The organism is Actinocrinis sp. (assembly GCF_035605935.1).
GTDB lineage: Bacteria > Actinomycetota > Actinomycetes > Streptomycetales > Catenulisporaceae > Actinocrinis.
This window is the reverse complement of sequence record NZ_DATNGK010000266.1, coordinates 43,080-66,333: the sequence shown is the minus strand read 5'-3', so window position 1 is coordinate 66,333 and position 23,254 is coordinate 43,080. Positions and strand designations below refer to the sequence as shown.

Below are 23,254 nucleotides of genomic sequence, written 5' to 3'. Positions count from 1 at the left end.
GGAGCGGGTACCTGCCTTGCGGAACCCGAGGGGGGTACCAGCCCGAAAGAGGACCACAGTGCAGAAGCGACACGCTCGCTGGATCGCGACCCTCGCCATCGCGGGAACCACGGCGTTCTGCGGGGCGACCGCAGCCGAGGCGGCGACGAACGGCGCGCAGGGGCCGAAGCAGGTCTCCCCGTCCACCTGCGCGGGCCTGCTCGCGGACTACTCCGCGACGCTGACCCAGGCGGCGAAGAGCCTGCTGGCCACCCCGCCTGATCTGGCCGGCGCGACGGCGCAGGTCGCGCAGGCCAACAAGCTCAACGACGCGATTAAGAGCCTGGATTGCGCCACGGCCGGCACGCCGTCCGCACCCGGCGCACCGTCCGCACCCGGCGCACCGTCCGCACCCGGCGCGCCATCGGTGCCAGGCGCCCCGTCGCTTCCCGCGGCGCCGCAACTCCCGGCGGCGCCGCAGCTTCCCTCCGCGCCGAACCTCCCGGCCGCGCCCAGCCTGCCCGGCGTGCCGAGCCTGCCCTCACTGCCTTCGCTCCCTGGCGCTCCCAGCGCGCCCTCGCTTCCGGGCGCGGCGGGTCTGCCAGGCCTGCCCGGTGTTCCGGGAGTCGGCTCGCTCCCGGTTCCGGGCCTGCCGTCGCTGTAGTCAGGCGCCTCGCACAAGCGCTCACGGTCGCGCCGCCCGGGTCCAACCATCCGGCCGGCGCGACCGTTGCTTGTCGCGGACGAGATGTCGGGAACGAGATGGCGCCGCGCTTTGCGAACAAGTCCCTGGCCGCCGGCCATCGATGCCCGTAGACTGCGCCGTCGTCTGGTGATCGCGAAACGTGGGGGGAGCGGGTCATGCCTTCGGACGAGGACCTTGCCTCCGGACCGCTGCGCGTCACCGCCGCCGTGGTGATTCCGGCGCACGAGCTGAACTGGCGCTTCTCCCGATCGTCCGGGCCCGGCGGCCAAGGCGTGAACACGACCGACAGCAGGGCCGAGCTGATCTTCGACCTGGCCGGTTCGTCCGCGCTGCCGCCCGAACTCAAGGCCCGAGCGCTCGCCAGGCTGGAGCGCCGCCTGACGAACGGTCAACTCGCCATCTCCGCCGCGGAATTCCGCTCTCAGCTGCGCAATCGCCAAGCCGCCCGCGACCGGTTGGCCGCGCTGCTCGCCGAGGCGATCGCCGCTGCGCCGCGGGCGCGGCGGGCGACCAAGCCGTCGAAGGGGGCGGTGGCGCGGCGGCTGGAGGACAAGACGCGGCGCTCGCAGATCAAGCGTTTGCGCCGACTGCCTCCGGAGTAGCTCGGCGTCCGCTCTCAGCAACTTCCTTGAGTTTTCTCATCTTCCCCTTCGCCGCAGCCCAGCGTGCCGCTCATCAGCGCCGCGGATAGTGGACCGCGATACAGCAGTGATCAGCGGACCTAGCGGACGGAGTACGCAGCGATGTTCGACCAGCCGAAGCGCACCAGGCGGCGCGATCGCGCTCGGGTGAACGCCATTACCTCCGTCGTGGGCGTCTCCGGAGTCGCCGGAGCCGTCGCCCTCGCCGTCGCGTTGCCCGGATCGACGCACAGTTCGTCCAGTTCCACCTCGTCATCATCGTCATCGGGCAGCACGTCGCAGAGCACGACGAGCGACAGCGGCACCAGTAACGACACCACGACCAACAGCGGCAGCACCAGCCAGGCCCCGCAGTCCACGAACCAGAACGCCCAAGTCACCTCGGGAGGTTCGTGATGAGCGCCACCACCGCGACCCGGCCCGCCCCGCCGATCGAGGAGCGCGTCGGGGCGAGCGACTGGACCGCCATCGGCACCCGAATCAGCCTGCTGGTCACCAACCCCGGCCGGCTCGCCGCGGCGCGTTCGCTCCTCGAATCAGACCTCGATGGTCTCGACCGCGCGTGCAGCCGTTTTCGCGCGGATTCCGAACTGGCCGCGCTCGACGCCGCTGACGGCCGCTGGGTGACTCTTTCCCCTTTGCTGACCGAGGCGATCGGCGTGGCGCTGGACGCGGCGCGCGCCAGCGACGGCGACATCGACCCGACCGTCGGCGAGGCAATGTCAGCCCTCGGATACGACCGAGATTTCGCGCTGGTCGCGCCGAACGGCCCCGCGATCACGCTCAGCGCGCGGCCGGTGCCGGGATGGCGGCGGATCACCTTCGAGCGAGCCTCGCGCAGCCTGCGTATGCCGCCGGGCACCCGCCTCGACCTCGGTGCGACCGCGAAGGCGTGGGCCGCGGACCGGGCGGCGACGCGGATCGCGCAACGGCTGCGCTGCGGCGTGCTCGTCTCACTGGGCGGCGACATCGCCACCGCGGGACCGGCGCCGCGCGGCGGATGGCGGGTGCGGGTCCAGGACGTGACCGGTCATCCGGATGACGCGCCGACCGGCCCGGCGCAGACGATCGCGTTGCGCGGCGGCGCGCTGGCCACCTCCAGCACGACCGCTCGGCGCTGGGAACGCGGCGGCGCCGTGCTGCACCACATCCTCAACCCGCGCGACGGACTGCCGGCGCCGACCGTGTGGCGCACCGTCTCGGTCACCGCGCCGGACTGTCTCACCGCGAACGTCGCGGCGACCGGCGCGATCATCAGGGGGCGTGCGGCGCTCGCGCGCTTCGAGCAGCGGGGGATTGCGGCCCGGTTGGTGGACTTGGACGGGCGGGTGCGGACCACTGGCGGTTGGCCGCCGGATCAGCAGGCTGAGTCAGTCGGCTCGCTCGCGGGCGGCGGAATGCGCGCGGCGCTCTCGCCTGGGACTGGAATCGGAAGATGAGCGCCGCGGCGAGCGGCATCACGTCGAGTACCGCGCTCTGGTACACCAGCCGAGCCACCGGCGTCGTGTCGTTGATCATGCTCACCGGTGTCGTCGTGCTCGGCGTCGCGGTCCAGAAACATGGCAGGCTGCCCGGCCTGCCGAGGTTCGCCGTGGTCGGCCTGCACCGCAGCATCTCGTTACTTTCGGTCGCCTTCCTGGCGATCCATATCGTCACCGCGGTCGCCGACTCCTACGTGAACATCCGCCTCACAGACGCGATAATCCCGTTCGCCGCCTCTTACGAGCCACTGTGGCTCGGGCTCGGTACGGTCGCCTTCGACCTCATCCTCGCTCTGATCATCACGAGCCTGCTTCGCGCCCGGATTGGGCATCGCACCTGGCGGTGGGTGCACTGGCTGGCTTACCTCTCCTGGCCGGTATCCGTCGCACACAGCCTCGGCAGCAGCACCGACATGCAGAGCGGCTGGCTGCTCGGCCTCGGCATCGGATGCGTCCTCGCCGTCCTCGCGGCGCTGGCCTGGCGGGTCAGCGAGGGTCGAAGGCCGCACGATGTGCCGCGCGCCGCGCGCGTTTCCGTCCTGACCGAACAACTCAGCGGGGGTAGGCAGCAGTGAACGTCATGGCGACTCAGCCCTCGGATACGTCGGTGTACCAAGGCTCCGATTTCCGCCGGCTTCTGCCTTACCCCGACCGGTCGCTCAGCCTCGAACAGCACCGGGCGCTGTACGGTCCCGCCTCGTATCGGGGCGCGCCCCAGGTGTTGATAGACGAGGTCCGTGCGGCGGGCTTGACCGGTCGGGGCGGAGCCGGATTCCCTACCTATCGCAAGCTTGAGGCGGTATTGCGGGCAGCTGGCGGCGCAGTGGTCGTGGCGAACGGCGCGGAAGGCGAGCCCGCCTCGTGCAAAGACAGAACCCTGCTTTACTCGGACCCGCATCTCGTGCTCGACGGGCTGCAGCTGGCCGCCGAAGCCGTCGGCGCACGGCAGGCATACGCATACATACACCCCGATCAACGGGTGCTGAGACGGGTACGGGAAGCCGTCGCGGAGCGAGTGCGCGCTGGTGTCGACCGCGTGCCGGTCACGGTGGTCGAAGCTGCGCCGCGTTTCATCGCCGGTCAGGAAACCGCGGTTGTGCACCGTATCGAGGGCGGCCTTGCGCTGCCTCGATACGCGCCGCTGCGCGTCAGCGAACGCGGCATCGGCGGCGCTGCGACTCTGGTGCAGAACGTTGAGACGCTTGCCCATCTCGCGCTGATCGCAGACTACGGAGCCGGCTGGTTTCGTGCGGCCGGGACTTCGGACGAACCCGGCACGCTGTTGGCGACGGTGCACCGGCCGAACGCGACCCCGAGGGTGATCGAGACGGCGCCCGGCGCCCCGCTGGGTGAGTTGCTCGGGCTCGATGCCGCCACGGCCGCCGCCGGAGGCGGATCGGCGCCGCGCGCAGTGCTGATCGGCGGCTACCACGGCACCTGGCTGCCCGCGGATCGCGCTACCGCACTGCCGCTCACCAACGCGGCATTGCGAGCAGAAGGCGCCTCGCTCGGCGCCGGAGTGCTGGCGGCGTTGCCCGCTGACTGCTGCGGACTGCGGGAGACCGCGCGGGTCGTTTCGTACCTCGCCGCCGAGTCAGCCGGGCAATGCGGGCCGTGCCTCAATGGTCTGCCACGCATCGCGCACGCGTTGCGAGTACTCGCGGGGCCGGGCGTTCACGCCCGAGAGCGCGCCGATGTGTCCCGCTGGGCGGGACAGATCGAGCGGCGCGGCGCCTGCCATCACCCGGACGGAAGTATCCGGCTGGTGCGCAGCGCCCTGACAGTCTTCGAAGAGGAGCTATGGCGGCACGGGCAGGGAATGTGCGTCGCGTCGAACGACCGCGCGTTCCTTCCCCTGCCCTCGCCGATGAACCCGCCGCGCACCGACGAGGACTGGCGATGACGATGCACGCAACGAACGCAGCCACAGACTCCGGCACTGCTTCGGGCGCGGGCGCTCGATTGCGGCTGGACCCGACGAGATGCAGCGGCCACGGCCTATGCGCCGAACTGCTCGGCGAACACATAGCGCTGGACGAATGGGGTTATCCGATCATCGCGGACCGCGCCATCCCCGCACAGCTGCTCGCAGACGCACGCAGGGCGGTGACCGATTGCCCGGCCCTCGCCCTGCGCTTGGATAAAGCCGCGCGCGAGGGTGCGGCCCGCCTGTAGCGCCCGCTCGGCGCTATGGCTGCGTCGGGGTAGTGGCCTGCCAGGCCAGGCGGCTGAAGCGGCGCGGCCGCGGCGGCTGCTGCGGCTGATCGGCGAGCCAGGGACCGAATTCGCTCGCCACCTTATCCGTGTAGGTCCACGAAGCGGCTTGAGCGGCGAGCTGCTCGAATCGGGCGGGACCGCTCGTCCAGTTGACGAAGTTGGCGACCTCCGAGTGCCCGCTGCGGTATCCGAACACTGCCCGATGGCCGTTGCCGGCCGGGGTGAACATTCCGCCGAGCAGGGGGTTGCCCGCGAACCAGAAGCTCGTCACCCCGTTGGCTACCGGCACGACCTGACGCGCCTTCGGATCCTCGACCCACCAGTCGTTGACGATATGGGCGGCGATCGGCTGCCGGCTGGCCGGATCGAGCAGCAGCACCCACCGGTAGTCCGGGCTCCAGTCCATCTTGGTCCACGGCCCCGAAAGGTTGCTGCCGCCGGTCAGCGTGAACGACCCGGCCTCGCCCAAATGCCAGCGTCCGCACTTGGCGGGGTACTCGCGCCATTCGAACCGCTCAAGGAAGTACAAATCGCGTTGCGCCTCGACCCGCGTCTTCTCCTGCCCGTTGGCGAGCCGGGCCTGAATCTGCGCGGACAACTGCGGGTCGTTGAGCGGCGACCACGACGGGAGCGAGCCGGTCACGGGGCGAGTCCTCCAAGGATCTGGCTGATCGACCTGGCCGTCTCCCCGCCCTCCTCGCTCCCCGCAGGAGCGGTGAAGGACACCGAGTCGGCCATGAGCACCATCATGGCCCGGAATCTCGGTCCATGTGGGATGTCGGGCGTGGTGAAGTCGATCGCGGCGAGCTTGCGGCCGTCCGCGCTCGGCACCAGGGCCTGGAGCTGGTAGACCTCGGCGTCCGGCTGCTCGTTCGGCGGCTGGCCGGGCAGCTGCGGGCGCGGCAGGGTCAGCACGCTCTCGAAGAACAGCGCCGGGCCGCGGCTGAGGTCGACCACGTCGACCTGGCCGTGTTCGCCGGCCTCCGCGCGCGCCTCGACCAGGTCCTTGATCACCAGGCGCGGGTTGCGCTTGTGCGGGAATGGCTGGATCGAGACCACCAGGCTGGAGGGGACGACCGTGTCGTCCTCGGCGGTGTGCCAGCCGATGCCGCAGTACGCGGCGTTGCGCTCCTGCAACTGCTCCAGCAGCACCATCAGCGTGCCCACCACCGCGGCGAGCAGCGGCCGCTGTTCCTCCGGAGCCAGCTCGCGCAGGTTCGCCTCCGCGGTGGCCAGGGCGTTGTCGATGTCGTCGAGCGGCAGCGGGAAGTAGCCGGGCGGCAGCTCTACCCAGCAGTTGAGCGCGTCCGGATCCTCCGTGTCGGGAGCGGAGTCGAGGATATTGCCGAGCGTGCTCACGACACCGCCTGCTTCACGTCGCCGTACAGGCTGCTCACCACGGACTTGGCTTTCCAGCCGAGCTCAAGGTTCTGCGAGAGCTGGGCGAGCGACTTGGCCCCGTCCACGGTGGCGGTGTCGGCGAGCTTGAAGATCTTGTTCGCCGCGCCGACGCCGAGCTTGACCGGCAGGCTCAGGCCGTGCGCGATATTCGAGCCCTGACGCAGCACGTTGCCGGCCGCGTCGAACGCCTTGGTGCCGTCCTCCAACGTGGTGACCCCGGCCTGCGCCGCGTCGCCGAACGCCCGCGTCGCGTCGCCGCCGAGTTGGGCGAGCCCGGGGAGCTTCGCGGCCAGGGTCGGTATCCCTTCGGCGCCCTTGAGGACCACCTCGCCGTCCTTCAGCGCCGCGCCCGCGAGCTTCCCGCCCGGTATCAGGCTGAGCGCGTCCAGGCCCATCGCGGACGCGTTCTTCAGGTTGTCCATGGTGAAGTGGCCGGTCAGCAGGCCGCCGACGGCGTCGCGCACCTTCGGGTTGGCCAGGTCGCAGGCCAGCGCGCCGATTCCGGCGCCGATGGCCACCGCGCCCGCGATCGCATCGATCGGCGGCGGGGTGCACAGCGCGATCAGGCCGGCTACCGCGGAGATCGTGGACAGCACCGAGTGAATCACGTCGATGTGGTTCTTCACCCAGTTGCCCACCGCGCTCAGGCCGCTGGTGAAGTCGTTCCACAGGCTGCTGAAGAAGCCCGGCTTGTGCGGGGCAAGGCCCTTGGTGGCCTGCTCCAGTTCCTGCGCGTACTTGCGGGCCGCCGCCTCGTGCTGCGCGGCCAGCTCCTGCGCCCGCTTCATGATCGAGTCCAGTTCGGCGTGCGCGTTCTGCGCGGCCGAACCCGCGTCCCGCAGTGCGCCCTGCGCCTGGTCTATTCGCGACTGGGCGGCCTGGAGCGCCTCCTGGGTGTTGAAGAACTGGCCGACCAGCTTGAGGTCCGGATTGGCCTCGGCCTGCTTGACCGCCTCGTCGGCGCGCGCCGCCGCCTGCTTGGCCTCGGCCGCCTCCTGGTCCAGCTTGGCCGCCACGTCCTTGAAGCCGAGTAGGTCCCCGTGCCAGCTCTTGAGCACCCCGACCGCGTTGTTGAGCGACTCGTGCGCGTGCTGCAGGTCGGTGACCAGCTTGGTGTCCAGGTGCTCACGGAACTTGTCGCCGGCCTCGCCCTGCCAGACCCCGCTGCCCGCGTCGCGCATCTGGTCGAGCAGCGAGCCGGACTCCTGCATCGAGGACACCGCCTGCCCCAGGCCGGCGCTCATCGACTCCACATCCGCCGGCACGCCTGGTACCGGGTTGAAGCCGAGGTTCGGGTACGTCGTTGCGTCTTCCGCGACCACGCTCACTTGGCCCCTCCGTGCACCGCCGCGGCCTGCACCGCCTGGTCGATGGCCCCCATGGCCTGGCTGTTGATCTTCGACATGGCCTGCTCGATGCCGTCGTCGCACTGCTTATATGCGTCGTGCGCCTTCTTGACGCCCTCGGACGTCTCCTTGATCACCTGCTGCAGCTGGCCGAGGCCGTACTGCCAGGTGTGCTGGAATGCGTCGGCGGCCTTGTTCAGCGCCTCGGTGCCGACCTGCCCCGCTTGCGACGAAGTCATCGCTTTGAGCGCGGACTCCATCTGATCCCCGGCGTCGCCCAGCGTCTTGGTCATGCGCTGGAGCACGTCGAGGTCGACCTGGAAAAAGTTTCCCACCGTGTTTGCCTCCCCGGTTCGGCTGTGAACCCCCCTCCTCGCCTGGGGAATCCAGGTAGACCTTAGACCCTCGCGCTGACGTCGCGGAACCGAATCGGCAGGATCGGATTATCTGTCTGTGGATCTACGCGACGATGATCCACAGCGGGTGGAGCGACATGACAAACTGACGACATGACGGTCAACGACGCCCGCATCGCGCCGAATCAGGCGCCTCCGCTGCAGGATTACGACGTTTTCGGCTGCGACGACACCCTGGTCGAGGCAGTTGACCGGCACGGCGGCCGCGCCGCGCTCGACGGCCTGTCCACGCTCGGCCGGCTCGCCGGAGCGCACCGGACCCTGCATTGGGCGCAGCAGGCGAACACGTATACGCCGGTTCTGCGCACGCACGACCGTTACGGAAACCGCATCGACGAGGTCGAATTCCATCCGGCCTGGCACCACTTGATGGAAGTGGCGGTCTCGCACGGCCTGGCCGGCGCCGCCTGGTCCGGCGGCCCCGCAGCCCACGTGACCCGCGCGGCCGGGTTCATGGCCTGGAGCACCGCGGAATCAGGGCATGGATGCCCGATCTCGATGACCTACGCCGGGATCGCCGCGCTGCGCACCGATCCCGAGGCCGCGGCGATGTGGGAGCCTGGACTCAAGTCCCTGATTTACGACTTCGGGCTGCGGGCGCCGGCGGGAAAGGCCGGGCTGCTGTGCGGCATGGCGATGACCGAGAAGCAGGGCGGCTCGGACGTGCGCGCGAACACGACAGCGGCCGCGCCCCTCGACGCAGAAGCCGAATACCTGCTCACCGGCCACAAGTGGTTCTGTTCGGCTCCGATGAGCGACCTGTTCCTCGTCCTCGCCCAGGCGCCTGAAGGTCTGACCTGCTTCGTCGTGCCGCGCGTGTTACCTGACGGCACCCGCAACCGGATCTCCTTGCAACGGCTCAAGGACAAGCTCGGCAACCGCTCCAACGCGTCGAGCGAGATCGAGTTCGATGGCGCGTGGGCACGCCGGCTCGGCCCTGAGGGGCGCGGAGTGGCGACCATCATCGAGATGGTCTCGATGACGCGGCTGGACTGTGTGCTGGGTTCGGCCGCGATCATGCGCCGCGCGATTACCGAGGCGACACATCACGCCGCGCACCGCCGGGCCTTCGGCTCGGTACTCATCGACAAGCCGCTGATGCGCAACGTGCTGTCCGATCTCGCGGTCGAGTCGCAGGCGGCGACCGCGCTCGGCATCCGGCTGGCCGCCGCGTTCGACGCGGCGGATCCGGCCGAGCGTGCCTTCCGCCGCCTCGGCGTCGCGGTGGGCAAGTACTGGGTGACCAAGCGGGCGATCGGGGTCGCGGCCGAGGCGCTGGAGTGCTTGGGCGGCAACGGATACGTCGAGGAATCCGGGATGCCGCGGCTGCTGCGCGAAGCTCCGGTCAACTCGATCTGGGAGGGATCAGGGAACGTCAACGCCCTGGACGTGCTGCGGGCGCTGGCCCGCGAGCCGGAAAGCGCGGAAGCGTTTCTCGCGGAGGCGGGAGCGGCGCAGGGTTCAGATTCACGCTTCGACGCCGCTTTCGCTCGTTTGCGTGACGAGTTGACCAGCCTGGCCGATCTCGCGGAAGCGGAATTCCAGGCTCGGCGGCTGGTCGAAAGGCTCGCGACGGTGCTCCAGGGCTCGCTGTTGGTCCGGTACGCGCCGACAGCCGTCGCGGACGCATACTGCGCCACGCGCCTCGCCGGGAACGCCGGTCACACGTTCGGCACGCTCCCGGCCGGTACGGACACGAAGACGATCCTGCATCGGGCACAGCCGCGGCTCGGTTGAGGCGGTGCGGCTGAAGCGGCGTGCCGAGGTGCGCAGCTGAGCGCCCGCGCGTCACCGGTTCGGCCTTCACCTGCGTGGATGCATGGGGATGCGGCCCGGCGGCGCACCCGGATGACTGGAGGGCGAGAACCGCGCAGCGGACCGTCGCGCCCGCGACCCGGCCACGCCGCGCCCCAGCCAGGCAAGGAGTGCTCATGCTCAGCGACTTCCAGCGGGCCAAGCTCGAACGCCGCTTCGAACTGCTCGATATGGACGGCGACGGCTACATCACCGCGAACGACTACGACGTGGCCTCGGCGAGCGTGTGCCGCGCCTTCGACTTCGCGACGGATTCGCCGCAGTACGAGAAGGTGCACGTGCTCTACCTGCGGCTGTGGGTGGCCCTGAGCCGCCGGATGGACCAGCAGCAGACCGGCATGATCTCCCGCCAGCAGTTCGTCGCTTCCTGCGAGCGGGTCATCCTGGAGGCCGAGGAGGGCTATGACCGGATCATCGGCCCGATCGCGCTGACCATCTTCGACCTCATCGACGCCGACGACAGCGGCACGCTGGACATCGAGGAACTCACCACCTGGTTCAACGCGTACGGCGTGTGCGCGGACGACGCGGAACGCGCGTTCCGGGCGGTGGACCGCAACGGCGATGGCCTGCTGGACGTCAAGGAGGTGCAGCAGGCGATCCGCGAGTTCTACACCAGCGATGACCCGCAGGCGCCGGGCAACCTTATCTTCGGGCCGCTGCCGAGCCAGGCCGCCGTGAAGAACGGGGACGGCCACGCCGCCTCCATGCGGGCCGCAGCGCAAAAGCACCCGTCGAAGAAGAAGCCTGCGACGATCTCAGCCAAGCGATAACCATCTGCAAGGACGACTCAGTGCTCGCGCGTTATTGCGTCAGCGCATTAACGTACTAGCGCGTCCGGCGTCAGCTGGCCGGGTTCGGTGTAGCCCGACAAGGCGAGGGTGAGATCGAACTCGGCCAGCAGGCACCGCAGCACATGCTCGACCCCCGCTTGTCCGTCCAACCCGAGCCCGTACGCATACGGTCTGCCCAGCAGCACCGCTTGCGCGCCGAGCGCCAGGGCCTTGAACACGTCGTCGCCGCTGCGCACGCCGCTGTCGAAGAGCACAGTGATCTGGTCGCCGACCGCCCGCGCGATCCCCGGCAGCGCGTCCGCCGCGCCGATCGAGCCGTTGACTTGCCGGCCACCGTGGTTCGACACGACCAGGCCGTCCATTCCGGCGTCCGCGGCGCGCCGGGCGTCGTCTGGATGCAGAACTCCCTTCAGCACGATCGGTCCGTCCCAGTGCTCGCGCAGGAACGCCAGATCCGCCCAAGTCTTCGCGGGATCGGCGAACATTTGCGCGAAGTGCAGCACCGCCGCGTTCAAGTCCTCGTGCACCGGCTTGGCCAGCCCGGCCTGGAACGCCGGATCGGAGAAGTAGTTGGCGGTGCCGACGCCGCGCAGGAACGGCAGATACGCCTGGTCCAGGTCGCGCGGTCGCCAGGCCAGCAGCCAGGTGTCCAAGGTGACGACCAGGACCCGGTAGCCGGCCTTCGCCGCACGAGTAAGCAGGCTGACAGTCACCTCGCGATCCTTCGGCCAGTACAGCTGAAACCATCGTTCAGCCGCAGCGCTGACACTGTCCATCGCCTCAGCCACCTGCTCCAGCGTCGTGCTCGATGCCGTAGACAGGATGAACGGCAGTCCCTGCGCGGCGGCGGCGCGCGCCGCCGCCGGCTCGGCATCCGGATGCATGATCGACAGAACGCCCACCGGTGCCAGCGCGACCGGAGCGGGCACGCGCGTGCCGAACAGCTCGACTGAGAGGTCACGCTGCCGCACGTCGCGCAGCATCCGCGGCACGATCCGCCACCGGTCCAGCGCCTCCCGATTCGCCCGCACCGTCTTCCCGTCGCCCGCCGCACCCGCGACATACCCGACCGGCCCGGGACCGAGCCGCCGCTCGGCGATCTCCTCCAGCCGGGTCAGGTCGGTCGGCAGCCGCGGCACCGTGCCGGCCAGGCCGTTGAGGTAGATCTCGAACTGGAACGCGGACCAATCCTTCGCGGGGACCGGGTTCGGGACATCGGAAGCGGTCATAGGTGAGGATGGTAGGAGGAGGTGACCGGCATGAACAGTGACGACGCCGCCGTGACCGGCGGCGATCGCGGGCGCGTCGAGTCGCGCGAGGGCATGCGCGTCGAGCACGACTCGATGGGTGAAGTCCTGGTCCCGCAGCACGCCAAGTGGCGGGCGCAGACGCAGCGCGCGGTCCAGAACTTCCCGATCTCCGGGCTGCGGCTCGAACGGGCGCACATCGGCGCGCTCGGCCGGATCAAGGCAGCGGCGGCGGCCGCGAACGGAAAGCTCGGCGTGCTCGAGCCCGACCTGGCCGAGGCGATCAGGACCGCCGCGACCGAGGTGGCGGACGGCCGCTGGGACGAGCAGTTCCCGATCGACGTCTTCCAGACCGGCTCCGGTACCTCCTCCAACATGAACGCCAACGAGGTCATCGCGACGCTCGCGGCCGAACGGCTCGGCCGGCCGGTGCACCCGAACGATGAGGTGAACGCGTCGCAGAGCTCGAACGATGTGTTCCCGTCGTCGATTCACGTCGCGGCCACCGACCTGCTGGTGCGTGACCTGCTGCCAGCGCTCGACCTGCTGGAGAACGCGCTGGCGACCAAGGCCGCGCAGTTCGCCGAGGTGGTCAAGGCCGGGCGCACGCACCTGATGGACGCCACGCCGGTCACCCTCGGCCAGGAGTTCGGCGGCTACGCGGCGCAGGTCCGCCGCGCGGTGCAGCGGCTCGAGTCCGCGCTGCCCAGGCTGGCCGAGCTGCCACTCGGCGGTACCGCGGTGGGTACCGGCCTCAACGCTCCGCCCGGCTTCGCCGAGACCGCGGTGGCGCGGCTCGCCGAGGACACCGGCCTGCCCTTCACCGAGGCGCGTAACCACTTCGAGGCGCAGGGCTCGCGCGACGCGCTCGCCGAGTGCTCGGGCCAGCTGCGTGCCCTTGCCCTCGCCCTGTTCAAGATCTGCGGCGATCTGCGCTGGATGGGCTCTGGGCCGCGGGCCGGACTCGGCGAGATCGCGCTGCCGGATTTGCAACCCGGTTCCTCGATCATGCCGGGAAAGGTGAATCCGGTGATCCCGGAGGCGGTGCGCATGGTGTGCATCCAGGTGGTCGGCAACGACGCGGCGGTCGCCTTCGGCTGCGCCTCGGGCGAGTTCGAGCTCAACGTCACGCTGCCGGTGCTGGCGCGCAACCTGCTCGAGTCCATCAGGCTGCTGGCTTCCTCGGCGCGGCTGCTGGCCGAGCGGTGCGTATCAGGCATCGAAGCCAACGTGGACCGGCTGCGCGAGCACGCCCAGTCCTCGCCGTCGATCGTCACGCCGCTCAACCGGATCGTCGGCTACGAGGAGGCGGCGAAGATCGTCAAGCAGTCGCTGTCGCAGGGCACGACGATCCGGCAGGCCGTCATCGACCGCGGTCACGTCAAATCCGGTGCGATCAGCGAGCAGCGCCTTGACGAACTGCTCGACGTGCTCGGGATGACGCGCCCGCCGTCCTGACGAGACCGGGACACCCAAGCTCGGCACGCCCAAGCTCGGCACAGCGATCAGGCGAGCACGTCGAGGCCGACCGGGACGTCGCCGTCCGTCACGTTCACCGAGACCTTGTTCGTGTCCGCGGGCAGCGGCATGCTCACCGCGCCGCCGTTCGCCGCGACCGTGTGATTGACCACCGTCCAGCTGTTGTTCTTGAAGCTGAAGGTGGCCACGCGCACCGTCGCGTTGCCATAGTCACTGGCCAGCAGCATGGTCGAGCTGCCGCCCAGCGCCGCCGCCGGATTGGTGAACACCACCGGGGTGTTCAGCTTCAGGTCGACGTGCATGTCGTTCCTCCTGAGACGCGCGGCGAAGGTGCCCCCGGACGCCGAGTCGACGCCGGGCCAGTAGTCGGCGACCACGGACAGGTCATAGCCCGCCTGGTTGTTGTTGTAGTACTGCTTGGCGACCGCCCCGGCGGGCAGGGAGGCGACCCCGTCGTACTGGGCGATCCAGTAGTGCGGCTCGGCCACCCCGCGCGCCCTGAACGCAGAGCGCACGGTGGACCAGGTAGAGGTGTTCATGTAGACGGTCGGGTCCACGCCCGCGCCGCGACGCCGCAGTACCCAGTCCACTGATTCAGCCGGAGTCGCATTGCCCGGTTCGACGTCAAGCACCTCGCCGTCGTTCGTGCCCGACAACACGGCGATGCGCACCTTGACCGAATGCGGGAACCTCGCCCAATCGGCGGCGGACCACGCGTACAACCCGTCCACGTAACCGGCGACGAGTTGCGCGTTCGTCGGCAGTCTGCTCGCGTCCACGCCGTCGTACATCGTCCTGGTCACGATCGCGGCACTCCGTCCTATCCTGCGCGCGTGGCTTCGAACATGCCCGCCTTTCCCTTTCGCATGCCTCTGCACGCGCTACTGCGGTGTGGCGGTTCATGGCGTGTCCGAGGCCTGCGTAGATATGAGGCCTCGAGGTAGATATGAGACCTTGACGGGCTTAGCCGCCGGAGCAGACGGTGCTGATCTCGGCGTCCAGATCCTTGGTGAACTGCGCGCCGAGCTTCGCGTCCCAGGTCTGCGTGGTCTGATTCGCCAGAGCGGTGATCTCCACTCCGGGCGCCGAATGCACCGAGGTGGCGATGACGCAGCTCATCACGCGCCAGGTGACGGTCAGCCGGACGGTCTGCCCGTCGAGCACGGTAACCGGCACCGGCGGATCGGTCGTCGCGCTGATGCCGGGATTGTCCTGCGAGATGCTGCTGACCGTGACGACGGTGCTCGGTGGCGCGGTGAGCGTCAGGCTGTAATTGAAGTGAACCGGAGTCAGTCCCACCATGGTGTCGCCGTAACCGCCGTACGCCACCTTGAGGTCGGTCTGGGGCGAGGGCTGGTCGCATAGCGCCGTGCGCAGTGCGTCGCGTGACTGCCAGGGCGTCGCATCGAGGGGGAGGGCGAGTTGGATCGTGCGTGAGTTGCCGCGCGAGCTGAATCCGGTAATGCCCACGGTGTGCGTCACCGCCGGGTCGGTCCGGTTCGAGCAGTCGTAGCGGAACGGCACGGTGACCATTTCGACGTCGCGCGGGGAGATCGCGACCGGATTGATCGCGGTGCCGAGGCCGAACGCGGACTGCTGCGGCGAGCCGACTTCGAACTCGGTGACGCCGGGCGCCTCTTCGGCCTGCGTGAACCTGATCAGCCCGGGCTGGTAGATCGACACCCCGGTCAGCTCGATCATTGTCGAGCCCATGTTCTGCACGGCCATCGCCAGATCGATGCCGGAGGCGTCCTGCCGCAGCGTGTACTGCGCGGAGATCAGCGTGACGTCGAAGTCGTCGCTCGTGCGGTCCTGGTGCCGCACGACCGCATACGCGCCGCCGGCGACTGCGAGGACCAGCACCGCCAGCAGCGTGGTGACCGGCGTGATCCAGGCGTTCGCCCGGATCCGGCGGCGAAGCGCGAGTCCCGGCAGTTGGACGCGGCGGCGCGGCGGCTCTGAGCCGAGGGCCTCGCGGTCGGACTCTGCTGCATCTTCGGATCGCGCTGGGGAGGTTGAGCCGGCCGCTGAATCGGCCGGGCCTTCGGCGCCGGCAGCGTCGGGTTCCGGCTCGGCTTCGTCGTCCGGGCCGAGGAACTCGACCTCGGAGATTCCCATGTTTCCAGTGTCCTCTGTGCGCTCGCCGCCGGGTACTGCGCGGCGAAGTTTCTGGTCGCCGCTGCCTGTCTCGTGAGCGGACACCCCTGCCCCGCTCAACGAGACGGGCAACTGTCCCGTTCAACTGAACACGACTGTCCCGATCAACTGGACACCGCGGCGCCTCCGGCATGCACCGCCCAGGAGCCGCCTAAAAGCCACCGTCTGACACGATTCCGGCCCGGATCGCGCGCTCACGCCACCGGTCGAGCGTGTTGGGCAGCCGGACCTCGGCGCTGTAGCCGGGCGCGGCGAGGATGACGTGCGAGACGCGCCCGGCGAGGCGGATCGTCTGCACCAGCGCGACCGTGTATCCAGCCCGATCCAGTCGTGACGGAACCTCGAGATCCGCCTCGGCCACGGTGCAGATCCGGCCATGCGGCGCGAGCGCGCCCGCAATTGTGCGCCAGAAGGGGTCGAGCGACTCGGCCAGCGAGCCTGCCGCGCCCACGGCCCGATTCCACGGCGGGTTGGTGACCAGCAGATCGAACCGTCCGTCGGCCCACGTCGGACGCCCGGCATCGGCCAGCACGAAGCGCGTACGGGTCGCGACGCGGGCTCGCGCGGCGTTCGCGCGGGCATTGCCTAAGCGCTCCGCGTCCAGGTCGGCGGCCACGACGCGGGCGCCGGGGAAGGCGTGCGCGGTTTCGATGGCGAGGGTGCCATCGCCGCAGAACGGATCGAGCGCCGTCTCCAGCGGGCCTTGGCCGCCGATCCGGGCGAGCGCGGCCGCCAACGGCGGGTGCAGCGTGCCCGGGCCGGTGGCCAGCTTCCACGAGCGCCGATGCAGCGGCTTGCGGGAGAGGCGCAGCGCGACGTCGACAGAGTCGCCGCTTAGCGAAAGCCGCACCGTGAACTCGGCCTCCGCCGCCCCGAGTGCCCGGCCGAAGCCGGCCGCGGGATTGCGTGAGGCGTACCGCGCGCCGACCGCCTTGGCCACGACCTCACCGGCGGCGTCCTCGACCATGAACCGGTTGTAGTTGCGCCGGCCGAGCAGGCTCACCACCACATCGAAGGCGAGCGCGCCGAGTTCGTCGCCTTCATCGCCACGCGCTCGCTGCACCAAGGCGAGCCCGGTGCCGAAATCGATGCCGGCCAGCTGCCGGGAAAGCTCGGCCACCGCGGCGCGCGTGTGGTCGACGCCGTGCAAGGTCCCCAGATCCAGCAGCACATCGTCGGCGGTGCGCAGATCGAGCCAGCCCGCGTCGATCTCGGCGGTTTCGAAGGACACCTGGCGTTCGCCGAAAGTGATCTCGCGCGCCGCGCCGTCCGCGATGCCCGCCACTTCGGCTGCGAGAAGCCACTCGAGGCCGCGTACGCAGCGGGCGGTAAGGCGGAAGGTCACGCAGGACATGGTACGGGCGGCGCCCGACCGGACGCCGCCCGTAGGTCCCTTCTTCTCGATGAGCACTGTCCGCGCGGTGAGCGACTACTTCGCGGTGAGCATCGCCTTGGTCAACCCGCTGATCGCCGCTTCCGCTTCGCCGCTGAGCAGGGCGTGCTCGGCGTCGGCCGTCGTCGCCGCGGTCTTCGTCATGGCCGCCGCTCCGCCCGCCGTGATCGCCTGCTGTGCGAAGTCGCGCACGACCGAGACCAGCAGGTTCGCGTTCTGCTCCGCTGCGGGCGAGGTACCGGAGACGGCTGGGGAGGCGAGTCCGATCAGCACCAGCGCCACTGTCTGGTTACGTACCGAGCCGTCCGCGTTCCAGTTGCCCTTTGCTGCCAGCAGCGCGCTGAGCGATACCGCACCAAACTGCGCGATGAAGCTGGGCTGCTTGGCCAACGCATCGCGCACTGCGGTAACGCGTGCCTTCTCCGAGTCGGTCCGCAGGCCCCAGCCATACGGGTACAGCGGGTCGTACGTTCCAGTCGTATGCGGTACGCCAACGTCCACAGGCGAAGTGGTGGTGTCCACCTGCTTGGCCCAGGTATCGGGCAGCCGGCCGGTGAACGCGGACTTGCCGAACAGCGTGTCGGCGACACCCTCGCCCTCCGAGCCGGGCAGCCACGAGGCCACGATCGCGGTTGCCTCGGCCTGAATCGGCGCGATGTTCATCGGCCGGCCGGAAACGACCAGCACCACGCACTTCATCGCCGCGCAGACCTTGTCCACGGCTGCCTTGTCGGCCGCCGTCAGGTCGAGCGTGTGGCCGTTGCCGACGTCGCCCACGCCCTCGGCGTATGGCGTTTCGCCGACCACGACGACGCCGACATCAGAGCCCGTAGTAGGAGCCGAGGCGTCCTTCGAGTAAGTGAAGTGCGCGTTCGGCGCATCGGCTTGCATGCCCTGGTAGATGGTGGTGCCCACGTCCGTGTTGCCCGAGGCGCCCTGCCAGGTGACCGTCCAGCCGCCTACCTGGTTGCCGAGATTGTCGGCGTTGCTTCCGGCGACATAGATGTTCGCGGTCGAGGACAACGGCAGCGCTGCCTTCCCGTCCGCTCCGGCCGCGTTCTTGAGCAGCACCTGCGACTCGGCCGCCGCCTGCCGCGCCACGGCCCGGTGCGCCGCGTCACCGATGGTCGAGGCGTTGGTCCGGTCCGCGTACGGCTGCTCGAACAGGCCAAGCCGGAACTTCTGGGTCAGGATCCTGCTGACCGCGTCGTCGATCCGGGACTGCGCCACCAGGCCCTTGGTCACCAGGTCCTTCAGGTCGTTCTCGAAGGTCGTGTACTGGTCCGGCACCATGATCATGTCGAGGCCGGCGTTGATCGAGGTCTCGATGTCGGTCTCGTAGTCCGGGCCGAGCTGGTTGATGGCCTGCCAGTCGCTGATCACGAACCCGGAGAAGCCGTACTGCTGCTTGAGCACTCCGGCGATCATGTCGGCGCGGGCATGCATCTTGATCGGCGCGGCGTCCTTGCCGATGATCTGCAGGCTCGAATAGGACGGCATGACCGAGCCGACCTCGTGCTGCTGCACGGCCGCCTGGAACGGCGCCAGGTACAGCGCTTGCAGCTGAGCCTGCGTCACCTGAGTGACGCCTTGGTCGATCTTGTACGAGCCCGTGGTCGACGAGCCGTAGGTCGTGCCGCCGTCACCGACGAAGTGCTTCGCCGTCGCCAGCACGCTGGTGTCCTTGTTCAGCGCGCCGTCCCCTTGCAGGCCGTCGATGATGGTCTCCATCTGGGTGACCAGCGCCGGGTCCTCGCCGAAGGACTCGTACGTGCGGCCCCAGCGTTCGTCCCGCGCCACGCACAGGCAGGGCGAGAAGGCCCAAGTGACGCCGGTCGCGCGGGTCTCGGTCGCGGTGATCTGGCCGTCCTGCTTCACCAGCGCCGGGTCACGCGTCGCGCCCATCGCGATGTTCTGCGGGAAGACCGTCGCGCCGACCAGGTTGTTGTCTCCGTGTACTGAGTCCTCGCCGTAGATCAGCGGGATCTGCAGCGCCGTGGCCTGCGCCCGCGCCTGGAAGGAATCGATCATGTCGGCCCAGGCCTGCGCCGTGTTCGGGGTCGGCGTCGAGCCGCCGCCGCTCAGCAGCGAGCCGAGCGCCGCTCCGGTGATGTCCGACTGATGCGCCAGGTCACCGCGCTCCGCCTGCGTCATCTGGCCGATCTTCTGATCCAGCGTCATCCGCGAAAGCAGATCCTGCACGCGCTTGGCGACCGGCAGCGAAGAGTCCAGATATGGCAGCCCGTGCGCGTTGATGACCACCACCGGGTTGTCCGCGGTCACGTCGGCGCCGGTGGGCGTCAGCTGGATCGGGATCGTCTTCGCGGTCGAGGCGGCCGTGTTCGGCAGCGTCTGCACCGTGAAGGACTGGGTGCTGCCCGAGGCCGAACCGGTGGCGAAGGTGAGGCTGCCGCTGGCATCGGTGTAGTCCGTGCCGGCTGCCGCGCTTGCGCCGCCGAGCGCGTAGTTGACGGTCACGTCGTGATCCAACGCCTTGCCGCCGTCAGTCGTCAGCGTCACACCGACCGTGGCGGTGCCGCCGGGGTTGACCGCGTAGACGGCCTGAGCGGTGCTCACGTGCGCACCAAGGGTCCCGGTGTTGATTCCGTAGACCGCGAACTGGTCCACGTCGAACTCGCCGTTGGTCGTGCCGGCCGGCTCGGTGAGGGCGAAGCCGCGCATCGTGGTCAGGTCGATCGTGGTGTTGCCGGGCGCGCCGGAGGGCTGGAAGTCGGTGCGCCGCTTGAGCGAGGAGAACGGCACTTGGATCAGGTGCCAGCCCTGCCAGTCGTCGGTGAAGAAGGTCTGCCACAGCTCGGCGTGCTCGCCGTCCGCGCCGCCCATCTTCACTTCGAACTCGTATTTGGCGCCGGAGCCGGGCACCGCGTCATTGCTTGGGTTGTGGCCGTAGAACCAGAACTCGATGCCGGCGTAGGGGCTCCAGTCCTGCGGCGTGTTCGTCGCCAGGTCGTAGCTCATGCCGCCGTAGCTGCTGTCGGAGACCCAGGCGCCGCGCAGCACGTGGTTGTTGGTCACGCCCGGCCGGTCGAGCTGCGCGATGCTCAGCGTCGGGGTGCTGTTGGTATCGCCGCCCCAGGAGAACGCGCCGGTGTTCGCGAGCGCGCCATTGGTGTCCGTGATCGGGTTCGCGCCCTCGAAGTCCTGGATGGTCTGCAGCGACTGGTAGACCTGGAAGTCGTCGAACCGCAGTGTGTTCGTGGAGTTGCCGGGCAGATTGACCGCATAACCCCACATGCTGGCCAGCGAGATCTGCGCGGAGTTCGGTGCGCCAGAGGGCTGGTAGTCGGCCCGCTTCTTCAGGTTCGCGAAACCGACCTGCACCTTCTTCCAGCCGTTGACGTCGTCGGTGAAGAAGGACTGCCACAGCTCGGCGTGCTCTGCGTCCGCGCCGCCCATCTTGACCTCGAACTCGACCTTCTGGCCCGAACCGGTGCCCTTGACCCAGAAGCTGAAGCCGTCATAGGCGCTCCAGTCCTGCGCCGCGGCCAGGTCGTGCGAGAACCCGCCCCAGCCGCTGATCTTGTAAGAGACCTGCAACGCGTGGTTGCCGCTCGCGGCGCCGGGCCGGTCAGCGGCCGCGACCTGGGTGAGCGTGGGCGTCGATGCGGCGTCGGAGGAGAAGGTGAAGATGCCCGGATTGCCGCTGCTGAATGGGACCGTGCCCTCGAAGTCGTCGACGGTCGCCACCGCCCCGTCGCTGGGCACCGGATTGTTGTTCAGGATACTGACAGTCGTGGTGGCACGCGGGCCGATCGCGGTCCCGGACGGGCTCGCGTTCGCCAGCGTCACGCTGAAGGTCTTGGTCGGCGCGTGCAGCGCGTTCGGTAGCGCGACCAGATGGATCGTCTGCGAGGTCTGACCCGCCGCGAAGGTCAGCGTCCCGGCGGCCGCGGTGTAGTCGGCGCCGGCCACCGCGCTGCCGTCGGTGGTCGCGTAGTCCACGGTGACCGGTGCGGTCGAGGCCGTGTTCAGCTTCACCGGCAGGTCTATCGACGTGCCCTGCTGCAGACTGACCGCGTCAGTGCTCGTACTCACTGCCTGCTGGGTGAAGTGCCCGAGCACCTGGAACTCAAAGATCGAATAGCCGTACTGCGCGCCGCCGATGGTGGTGCGCGCGGTGCCGGTCAGCCGCACGTAGCGGCCGGTGGTGCCGGACGGCACCGAGACGGACTCGGTGCCGCCGGCGCCCGACGTGGTCGCAGAGACCTGCGACCACGTCGTCGCGTCGCTGGAGACCTCGATGTGGTACGCGGTGGCGAAGGCGGCTTCCCACTGGATCGAGAAGCCGCTGATCGCCGCGTTCGCGCCGAGATCTACTTGCAGCCATTGCGGATCGCTCCACGCGGAAGACCACCGCGTGGTCGAGTCGCCGTCCACGGCGGCGGAGGCCGGCGTGTCGGCCCCCTGGACCGAGGAGGCGGTGGCTTCGGCGCCGAGTGCGATGTTCGTATCGGCGGCCGTGTCGGCCACGGCGATCCGCTGGAATCCCAGCCCGAGCAGGCCCGCGAGGAGGGCGAGCACCGCGGCGTACACGATGGCTCGCCGCCGCGCCCGAGATCGGCTGCGATCAGCGACGGGGGAGAACATCAGGGCAGATTCCACTTCTGGTTGGAGTTACCGGTGCAATCCCAGATCTCGGTTTGCGTCCCAGAGCCGCCCCAACCCGTGTCGTCGAGACACTTGTTGGACTGCGGGTTGTAGAGCGACCCGTTGGACTGCGGGATGAAGACCTGCGCGGCCGTGTTATTGCAGTCGTACAGATCCACGGTCGTGCCGTTGGCCGTCCCGCCTCCGTTGATATCGAGGCACTTACCGAGTGCGTGCAGCGTGGAGCCGGCTTGGACGAAGTTCCACTGCTGCGCGTTGGTGCCGTTGCAGGTGTAGACCTGGACTGGCGTGAAGTTGGCGCTGTTGGCACCACGCACGTCGAGGCACAGGCCGTTGTAGGCGAGGGTCACCGCGCCGGAGCCGGGCGGCGGAGGCGGCGGGCCGCCGCTGCCGTTAGTGGTGTACGCGGCGACGTAGTCGACCCGCATCGTGCCGCCGGACGCGGTCGAGCCAGTCGGCGTCGAGCAGCCGCACACGCCGTTGGGGAACGCCCCGCCGATCGCCAAGTCGAAGATGATCGACAGGTTGTGGTCGAAGGCCTGCTGCCAGGTCGAGGCGCCGACCTGCCCCTCGGTGACGGTGAAGTACGACGCGCCGTCGAGGTAGAAGGTGATCGACTCGTTCGAGGTGTTCGTGCGGTCGAGGATCATCGTGTAGGTGTGGAAGCCGGACTGGCAGCCGCCGCATCCGCGCAGCCCGCTGCCGATTCCGTTGCCCTCGTTGCACGGTCCGCCGGGGGAGACGCCGCAGTGGATGGTGCCCGCCACCTCGGAGAGCGCGTTGACGTCCTCCATGATGTCGATCTCGCCGTTCTCAGGCCATTGACCCGGACCGAGCATCCAGAACGCCGGCCAGTAGCCGAGGCCGCCGGTCGGTTGCTGAAGCGAAGCGGTGACCTCCAGCTTGCCGCCGGCCGGCGCGCCGACGTTCGCGCTGGTGGTCTGCACCCGGCCGGAGGTCCAGTTGCTTCCGGAACCGAGCGCGGTGATGTCGAGGTTGCCCGCGCCGTCCAGGTGGACGTTGGCGGTGGAGTTGGTCATGTTCTCGATCTCACCGGTACCCCAGACGCCCTGGCCGGTGTCGTACATCCACTGTCCGTCGATGCCGCTGCCGTTGGAGCCGTTGAAATCGTCGGCGAAAACCTGCGTCCAGCCCGAGGGCGGGCCGGGCAGCGCCGCGTTCGCCTGGGTGGTCGCGACGGTGAACAGTCCGACCAGCGCGACGGCCGCCCCGGCGGCGATCAGCCGGGACCAGCGGCCGGGCAGCAGCCGCGTGACGCGCGATCGGCGCGTAGTGGTGGAGTGGGTGTGGGTGGATGAGGTGGGTACGGCGGGGTCAGGGGGATTGGCGCGACCTCGCGTCTCTTCGATCATGGCATGCGACCTCTCGCGTTGGACGCCTGCACCCGTCAGGCCGCGCCGAGCCGTCCGAGCAGTATTGGGTTCTGTGCGCTCGCGCTCAAGGCGTCCGCAGGTCGGAAACGAGACACGGACCAGCCGCGCTTGGAAACGTTTCCGAGCCGTTGCCGACTCCGCAACCGCTGAGCTTCGGGG

20 protein-coding genes are annotated in these 23,254 nt (G+C 69.3%); 9 read left to right on the top strand and 11 right to left on the bottom strand.

The window, feature by feature from the left end; translation table 11 throughout:
* The first annotated feature begins 58 nt into the window (after positions 1–58).
* Both VN779_RS21405 and arfB read left to right on the top strand, forming a co-directional pair.
* Complete coding sequence (locus VN779_RS21405) at positions 59–643, top strand: hypothetical protein (protein ID WP_325726149.1); 585 nt, start codon at positions 59–61, stop codon at positions 641–643.
* A gap of 197 nt (positions 644–840) precedes the next feature.
* Positions 841–1,287, top strand: a complete 447-nt coding sequence (gene arfB / locus VN779_RS21400) for an alternative ribosome rescue aminoacyl-tRNA hydrolase ArfB (RefSeq protein ID WP_325726147.1) — start codon at positions 841–843, stop codon at positions 1,285–1,287.
* A 119-nt stretch (positions 1,288–1,406) separates the two neighbouring features.
* On the opposite strand, the gene VN779_RS21395 is transcribed toward arfB, so the two are convergent.
* The gene (locus VN779_RS21395) at positions 1,407–1,706 is read right to left on the bottom strand and encodes a hypothetical protein (protein ID WP_325726145.1); all 300 of its coding nucleotides are present in this window, start codon (positions 1,704–1,706) and stop codon (positions 1,407–1,409) included.
* A 15-nt stretch (positions 1,707–1,721) separates the two neighbouring features.
* On the opposite strand from VN779_RS21395, the gene VN779_RS21390 reads away from it, so the two are divergent.
* From VN779_RS21390 to VN779_RS21375, 4 genes are read left to right on the top strand one after another with little or no spacing between them, the layout of a single operon-like run.
* Positions 1,722–2,765 carry an FAD:protein FMN transferase gene (locus VN779_RS21390; RefSeq protein WP_325726143.1) on the top strand — a complete coding sequence of 348 codons (1,044 nt, stop codon included), beginning with the start codon at positions 1,722–1,724 and terminating at the stop codon, positions 2,763–2,765.
* Positions 2,762–3,382 carry a ferric reductase-like transmembrane domain-containing protein gene (locus tag VN779_RS21385; RefSeq protein ID WP_325726141.1) on the top strand — a complete coding sequence of 207 codons (621 nt, stop codon included), beginning with the start codon at positions 2,762–2,764 and terminating at the stop codon, positions 3,380–3,382. Before VN779_RS21390 ends, VN779_RS21385 begins: the two co-directional genes overlap by 4 nt.
* A 5-nt stretch (positions 3,383–3,387) precedes the next feature.
* The gene (locus VN779_RS21380) at positions 3,388–4,710 is read left to right on the top strand and encodes an NADH-ubiquinone oxidoreductase-F iron-sulfur binding region domain-containing protein (RefSeq protein ID WP_325726140.1); all 1,323 of its coding nucleotides are present in this window, start codon (positions 3,388–3,390) and stop codon (positions 4,708–4,710) included.
* Entirely contained in the window at positions 4,707–4,982 is a 276-nt protein-coding gene (locus tag VN779_RS21375; RefSeq protein ID WP_325726138.1) for a ferredoxin, read from the top strand. Before VN779_RS21380 ends, VN779_RS21375 begins: the two co-directional genes overlap by 4 nt.
* 13 nt (positions 4,983–4,995) lie before the next feature.
* On the opposite strand, the gene VN779_RS21370 is transcribed toward VN779_RS21375, so the two are convergent.
* The 4 genes from VN779_RS21370 to VN779_RS21355 are packed head-to-tail and all read right to left on the bottom strand — an operon-like array spanning position 4,996 to position 8,106.
* Complete coding sequence (locus VN779_RS21370; RefSeq protein WP_325726136.1) at positions 4,996–5,667, bottom strand: hypothetical protein; 672 nt, start codon at positions 5,665–5,667, stop codon at positions 4,996–4,998.
* On the bottom strand, positions 5,664–6,383 hold the full coding sequence (locus VN779_RS21365; RefSeq protein WP_325726134.1) for a hypothetical protein: 720 nt from the start codon (positions 6,381–6,383) through the stop codon (positions 5,664–5,666). Before VN779_RS21365 ends, VN779_RS21370 begins: the two co-directional genes overlap by 4 nt.
* Complete coding sequence (locus VN779_RS21360; RefSeq protein ID WP_325726132.1) at positions 6,380–7,753, bottom strand: hypothetical protein; 1,374 nt, start codon at positions 7,751–7,753, stop codon at positions 6,380–6,382. The genes VN779_RS21365 and VN779_RS21360 overlap by 4 nt, the downstream gene beginning before the upstream one ends.
* Complete coding sequence (locus tag VN779_RS21355; protein WP_325726128.1) at positions 7,750–8,106, bottom strand: DUF6317 family protein; 357 nt, start codon at positions 8,104–8,106, stop codon at positions 7,750–7,752. Before VN779_RS21355 ends, VN779_RS21360 begins: the two co-directional genes overlap by 4 nt.
* Before the next feature lie 174 nt (positions 8,107–8,280).
* Here VN779_RS21355 and VN779_RS21350 point away from each other — a divergent pair, with 174 nt between their 5' ends.
* Entirely contained in the window at positions 8,281–9,924 is a 1,644-nt protein-coding gene (locus tag VN779_RS21350; protein WP_325726126.1) for an acyl-CoA dehydrogenase family protein, read from the top strand.
* Positions 9,925–10,118: 194 nt separating this feature from the next.
* Positions 10,119–10,775 carry a hypothetical protein gene (locus VN779_RS21345; RefSeq protein ID WP_325726124.1) on the top strand — a complete coding sequence of 219 codons (657 nt, stop codon included), beginning with the start codon at positions 10,119–10,121 and terminating at the stop codon, positions 10,773–10,775.
* A 47-nt stretch (positions 10,776–10,822) separates the two neighbouring features.
* Here the strand turns inward: VN779_RS21345 and VN779_RS21340 are convergent, their stop codons facing one another.
* On the bottom strand, positions 10,823–12,025 hold the full coding sequence (locus tag VN779_RS21340) for a lactate 2-monooxygenase (protein ID WP_325726122.1): 1,203 nt from the start codon (positions 12,023–12,025) through the stop codon (positions 10,823–10,825).
* Between the two features lie 30 nt (positions 12,026–12,055).
* Here VN779_RS21340 and VN779_RS21335 point away from each other — a divergent pair, with 30 nt between their 5' ends.
* Complete coding sequence (locus tag VN779_RS21335; protein WP_325726120.1) at positions 12,056–13,501, top strand: class II fumarate hydratase; 1,446 nt, start codon at positions 12,056–12,058, stop codon at positions 13,499–13,501.
* Positions 13,502–13,548: 47 nt separating this feature from the next.
* On the opposite strand, the gene VN779_RS21330 is transcribed toward VN779_RS21335, so the two are convergent.
* From VN779_RS21330 to VN779_RS21310, 5 genes are all read right to left on the bottom strand, one after another.
* Positions 13,549–14,325: a hypothetical protein gene (locus tag VN779_RS21330; protein WP_325726118.1), complete on the bottom strand. Its 777-nt coding sequence runs from the start codon at positions 14,323–14,325 to the stop codon at positions 13,549–13,551.
* Positions 14,326–14,485: 160 nt separating this feature from the next.
* Positions 14,486–15,640, bottom strand: coding sequence for a hypothetical protein (locus VN779_RS21325; protein ID WP_325726116.1), 1,155 nt, complete (start codon positions 15,638–15,640; stop codon positions 14,486–14,488).
* 190 nt (positions 15,641–15,830) lie between these two features.
* Positions 15,831–17,024 carry a methyltransferase gene (locus tag VN779_RS21320; RefSeq protein WP_325726114.1) on the bottom strand — a complete coding sequence of 398 codons (1,194 nt, stop codon included), beginning with the start codon at positions 17,022–17,024 and terminating at the stop codon, positions 15,831–15,833.
* Between the two features lie 84 nt (positions 17,025–17,108).
* Positions 17,109–21,680 (bottom strand): carbohydrate binding domain-containing protein, encoded by a 4,572-nt coding sequence (locus tag VN779_RS21315; RefSeq protein WP_325726112.1) that lies wholly within the window; start codon positions 21,678–21,680, stop codon positions 17,109–17,111.
* Positions 21,680–23,074: a ricin-type beta-trefoil lectin domain protein gene (locus VN779_RS21310; RefSeq protein ID WP_325726108.1), complete on the bottom strand. Its 1,395-nt coding sequence runs from the start codon at positions 23,072–23,074 to the stop codon at positions 21,680–21,682. The genes VN779_RS21315 and VN779_RS21310 overlap by 1 nt, the downstream gene beginning before the upstream one ends.
* Between the last annotated feature and the right edge of the window lie 180 nt (positions 23,075–23,254).

Bases quoted from the DNA above. Each gene is read 5' to 3' on its own strand.
- VN779_RS21315 (WP_325726112.1), bottom strand. From the start codon at position 21,680: ATGTTCTCCCCCGTCGCTGATCGCAGCCGATCTCGGGCGCGGCGGCGA.
- VN779_RS21325 (WP_325726116.1), bottom strand. From the start codon at position 15,640: ATGGGAATCTCCGAGGTCGAGTTCCTCGGCCCGGACGACGAAGCCGAG.
- VN779_RS21380 (WP_325726140.1), top strand. From the start codon at position 3,388: ATGGCGACTCAGCCCTCGGATACGTCGGTGTACCAAGGCTCCGATTTC.
- arfB (WP_325726147.1), top strand. From the start codon at position 841: ATGCCTTCGGACGAGGACCTTGCCTCCGGACCGCTGCGCGTCACCGCC.
- VN779_RS21390 (WP_325726143.1), top strand. From the start codon at position 1,722: ATGAGCGCCACCACCGCGACCCGGCCCGCCCCGCCGATCGAGGAGCGC.
- VN779_RS21385 (WP_325726141.1), top strand. From the start codon at position 2,762: ATGAGCGCCGCGGCGAGCGGCATCACGTCGAGTACCGCGCTCTGGTAC.
- VN779_RS21340 (WP_325726122.1), bottom strand. From the start codon at position 12,025: ATGACCGCTTCCGATGTCCCGAACCCGGTCCCCGCGAAGGATTGGTCC.
- VN779_RS21310 (WP_325726108.1), bottom strand. From the start codon at position 23,074: ATGATCGAAGAGACGCGAGGTCGCGCCAATCCCCCTGACCCCGCCGTA.
- VN779_RS21375 (WP_325726138.1), top strand. From the start codon at position 4,707: ATGACGATGCACGCAACGAACGCAGCCACAGACTCCGGCACTGCTTCG.
- VN779_RS21335 (WP_325726120.1), top strand. From the start codon at position 12,056: ATGAACAGTGACGACGCCGCCGTGACCGGCGGCGATCGCGGGCGCGTC.
- VN779_RS21345 (WP_325726124.1), top strand. From the start codon at position 10,119: ATGCTCAGCGACTTCCAGCGGGCCAAGCTCGAACGCCGCTTCGAACTG.
- VN779_RS21350 (WP_325726126.1), top strand. From the start codon at position 8,281: ATGACGGTCAACGACGCCCGCATCGCGCCGAATCAGGCGCCTCCGCTG.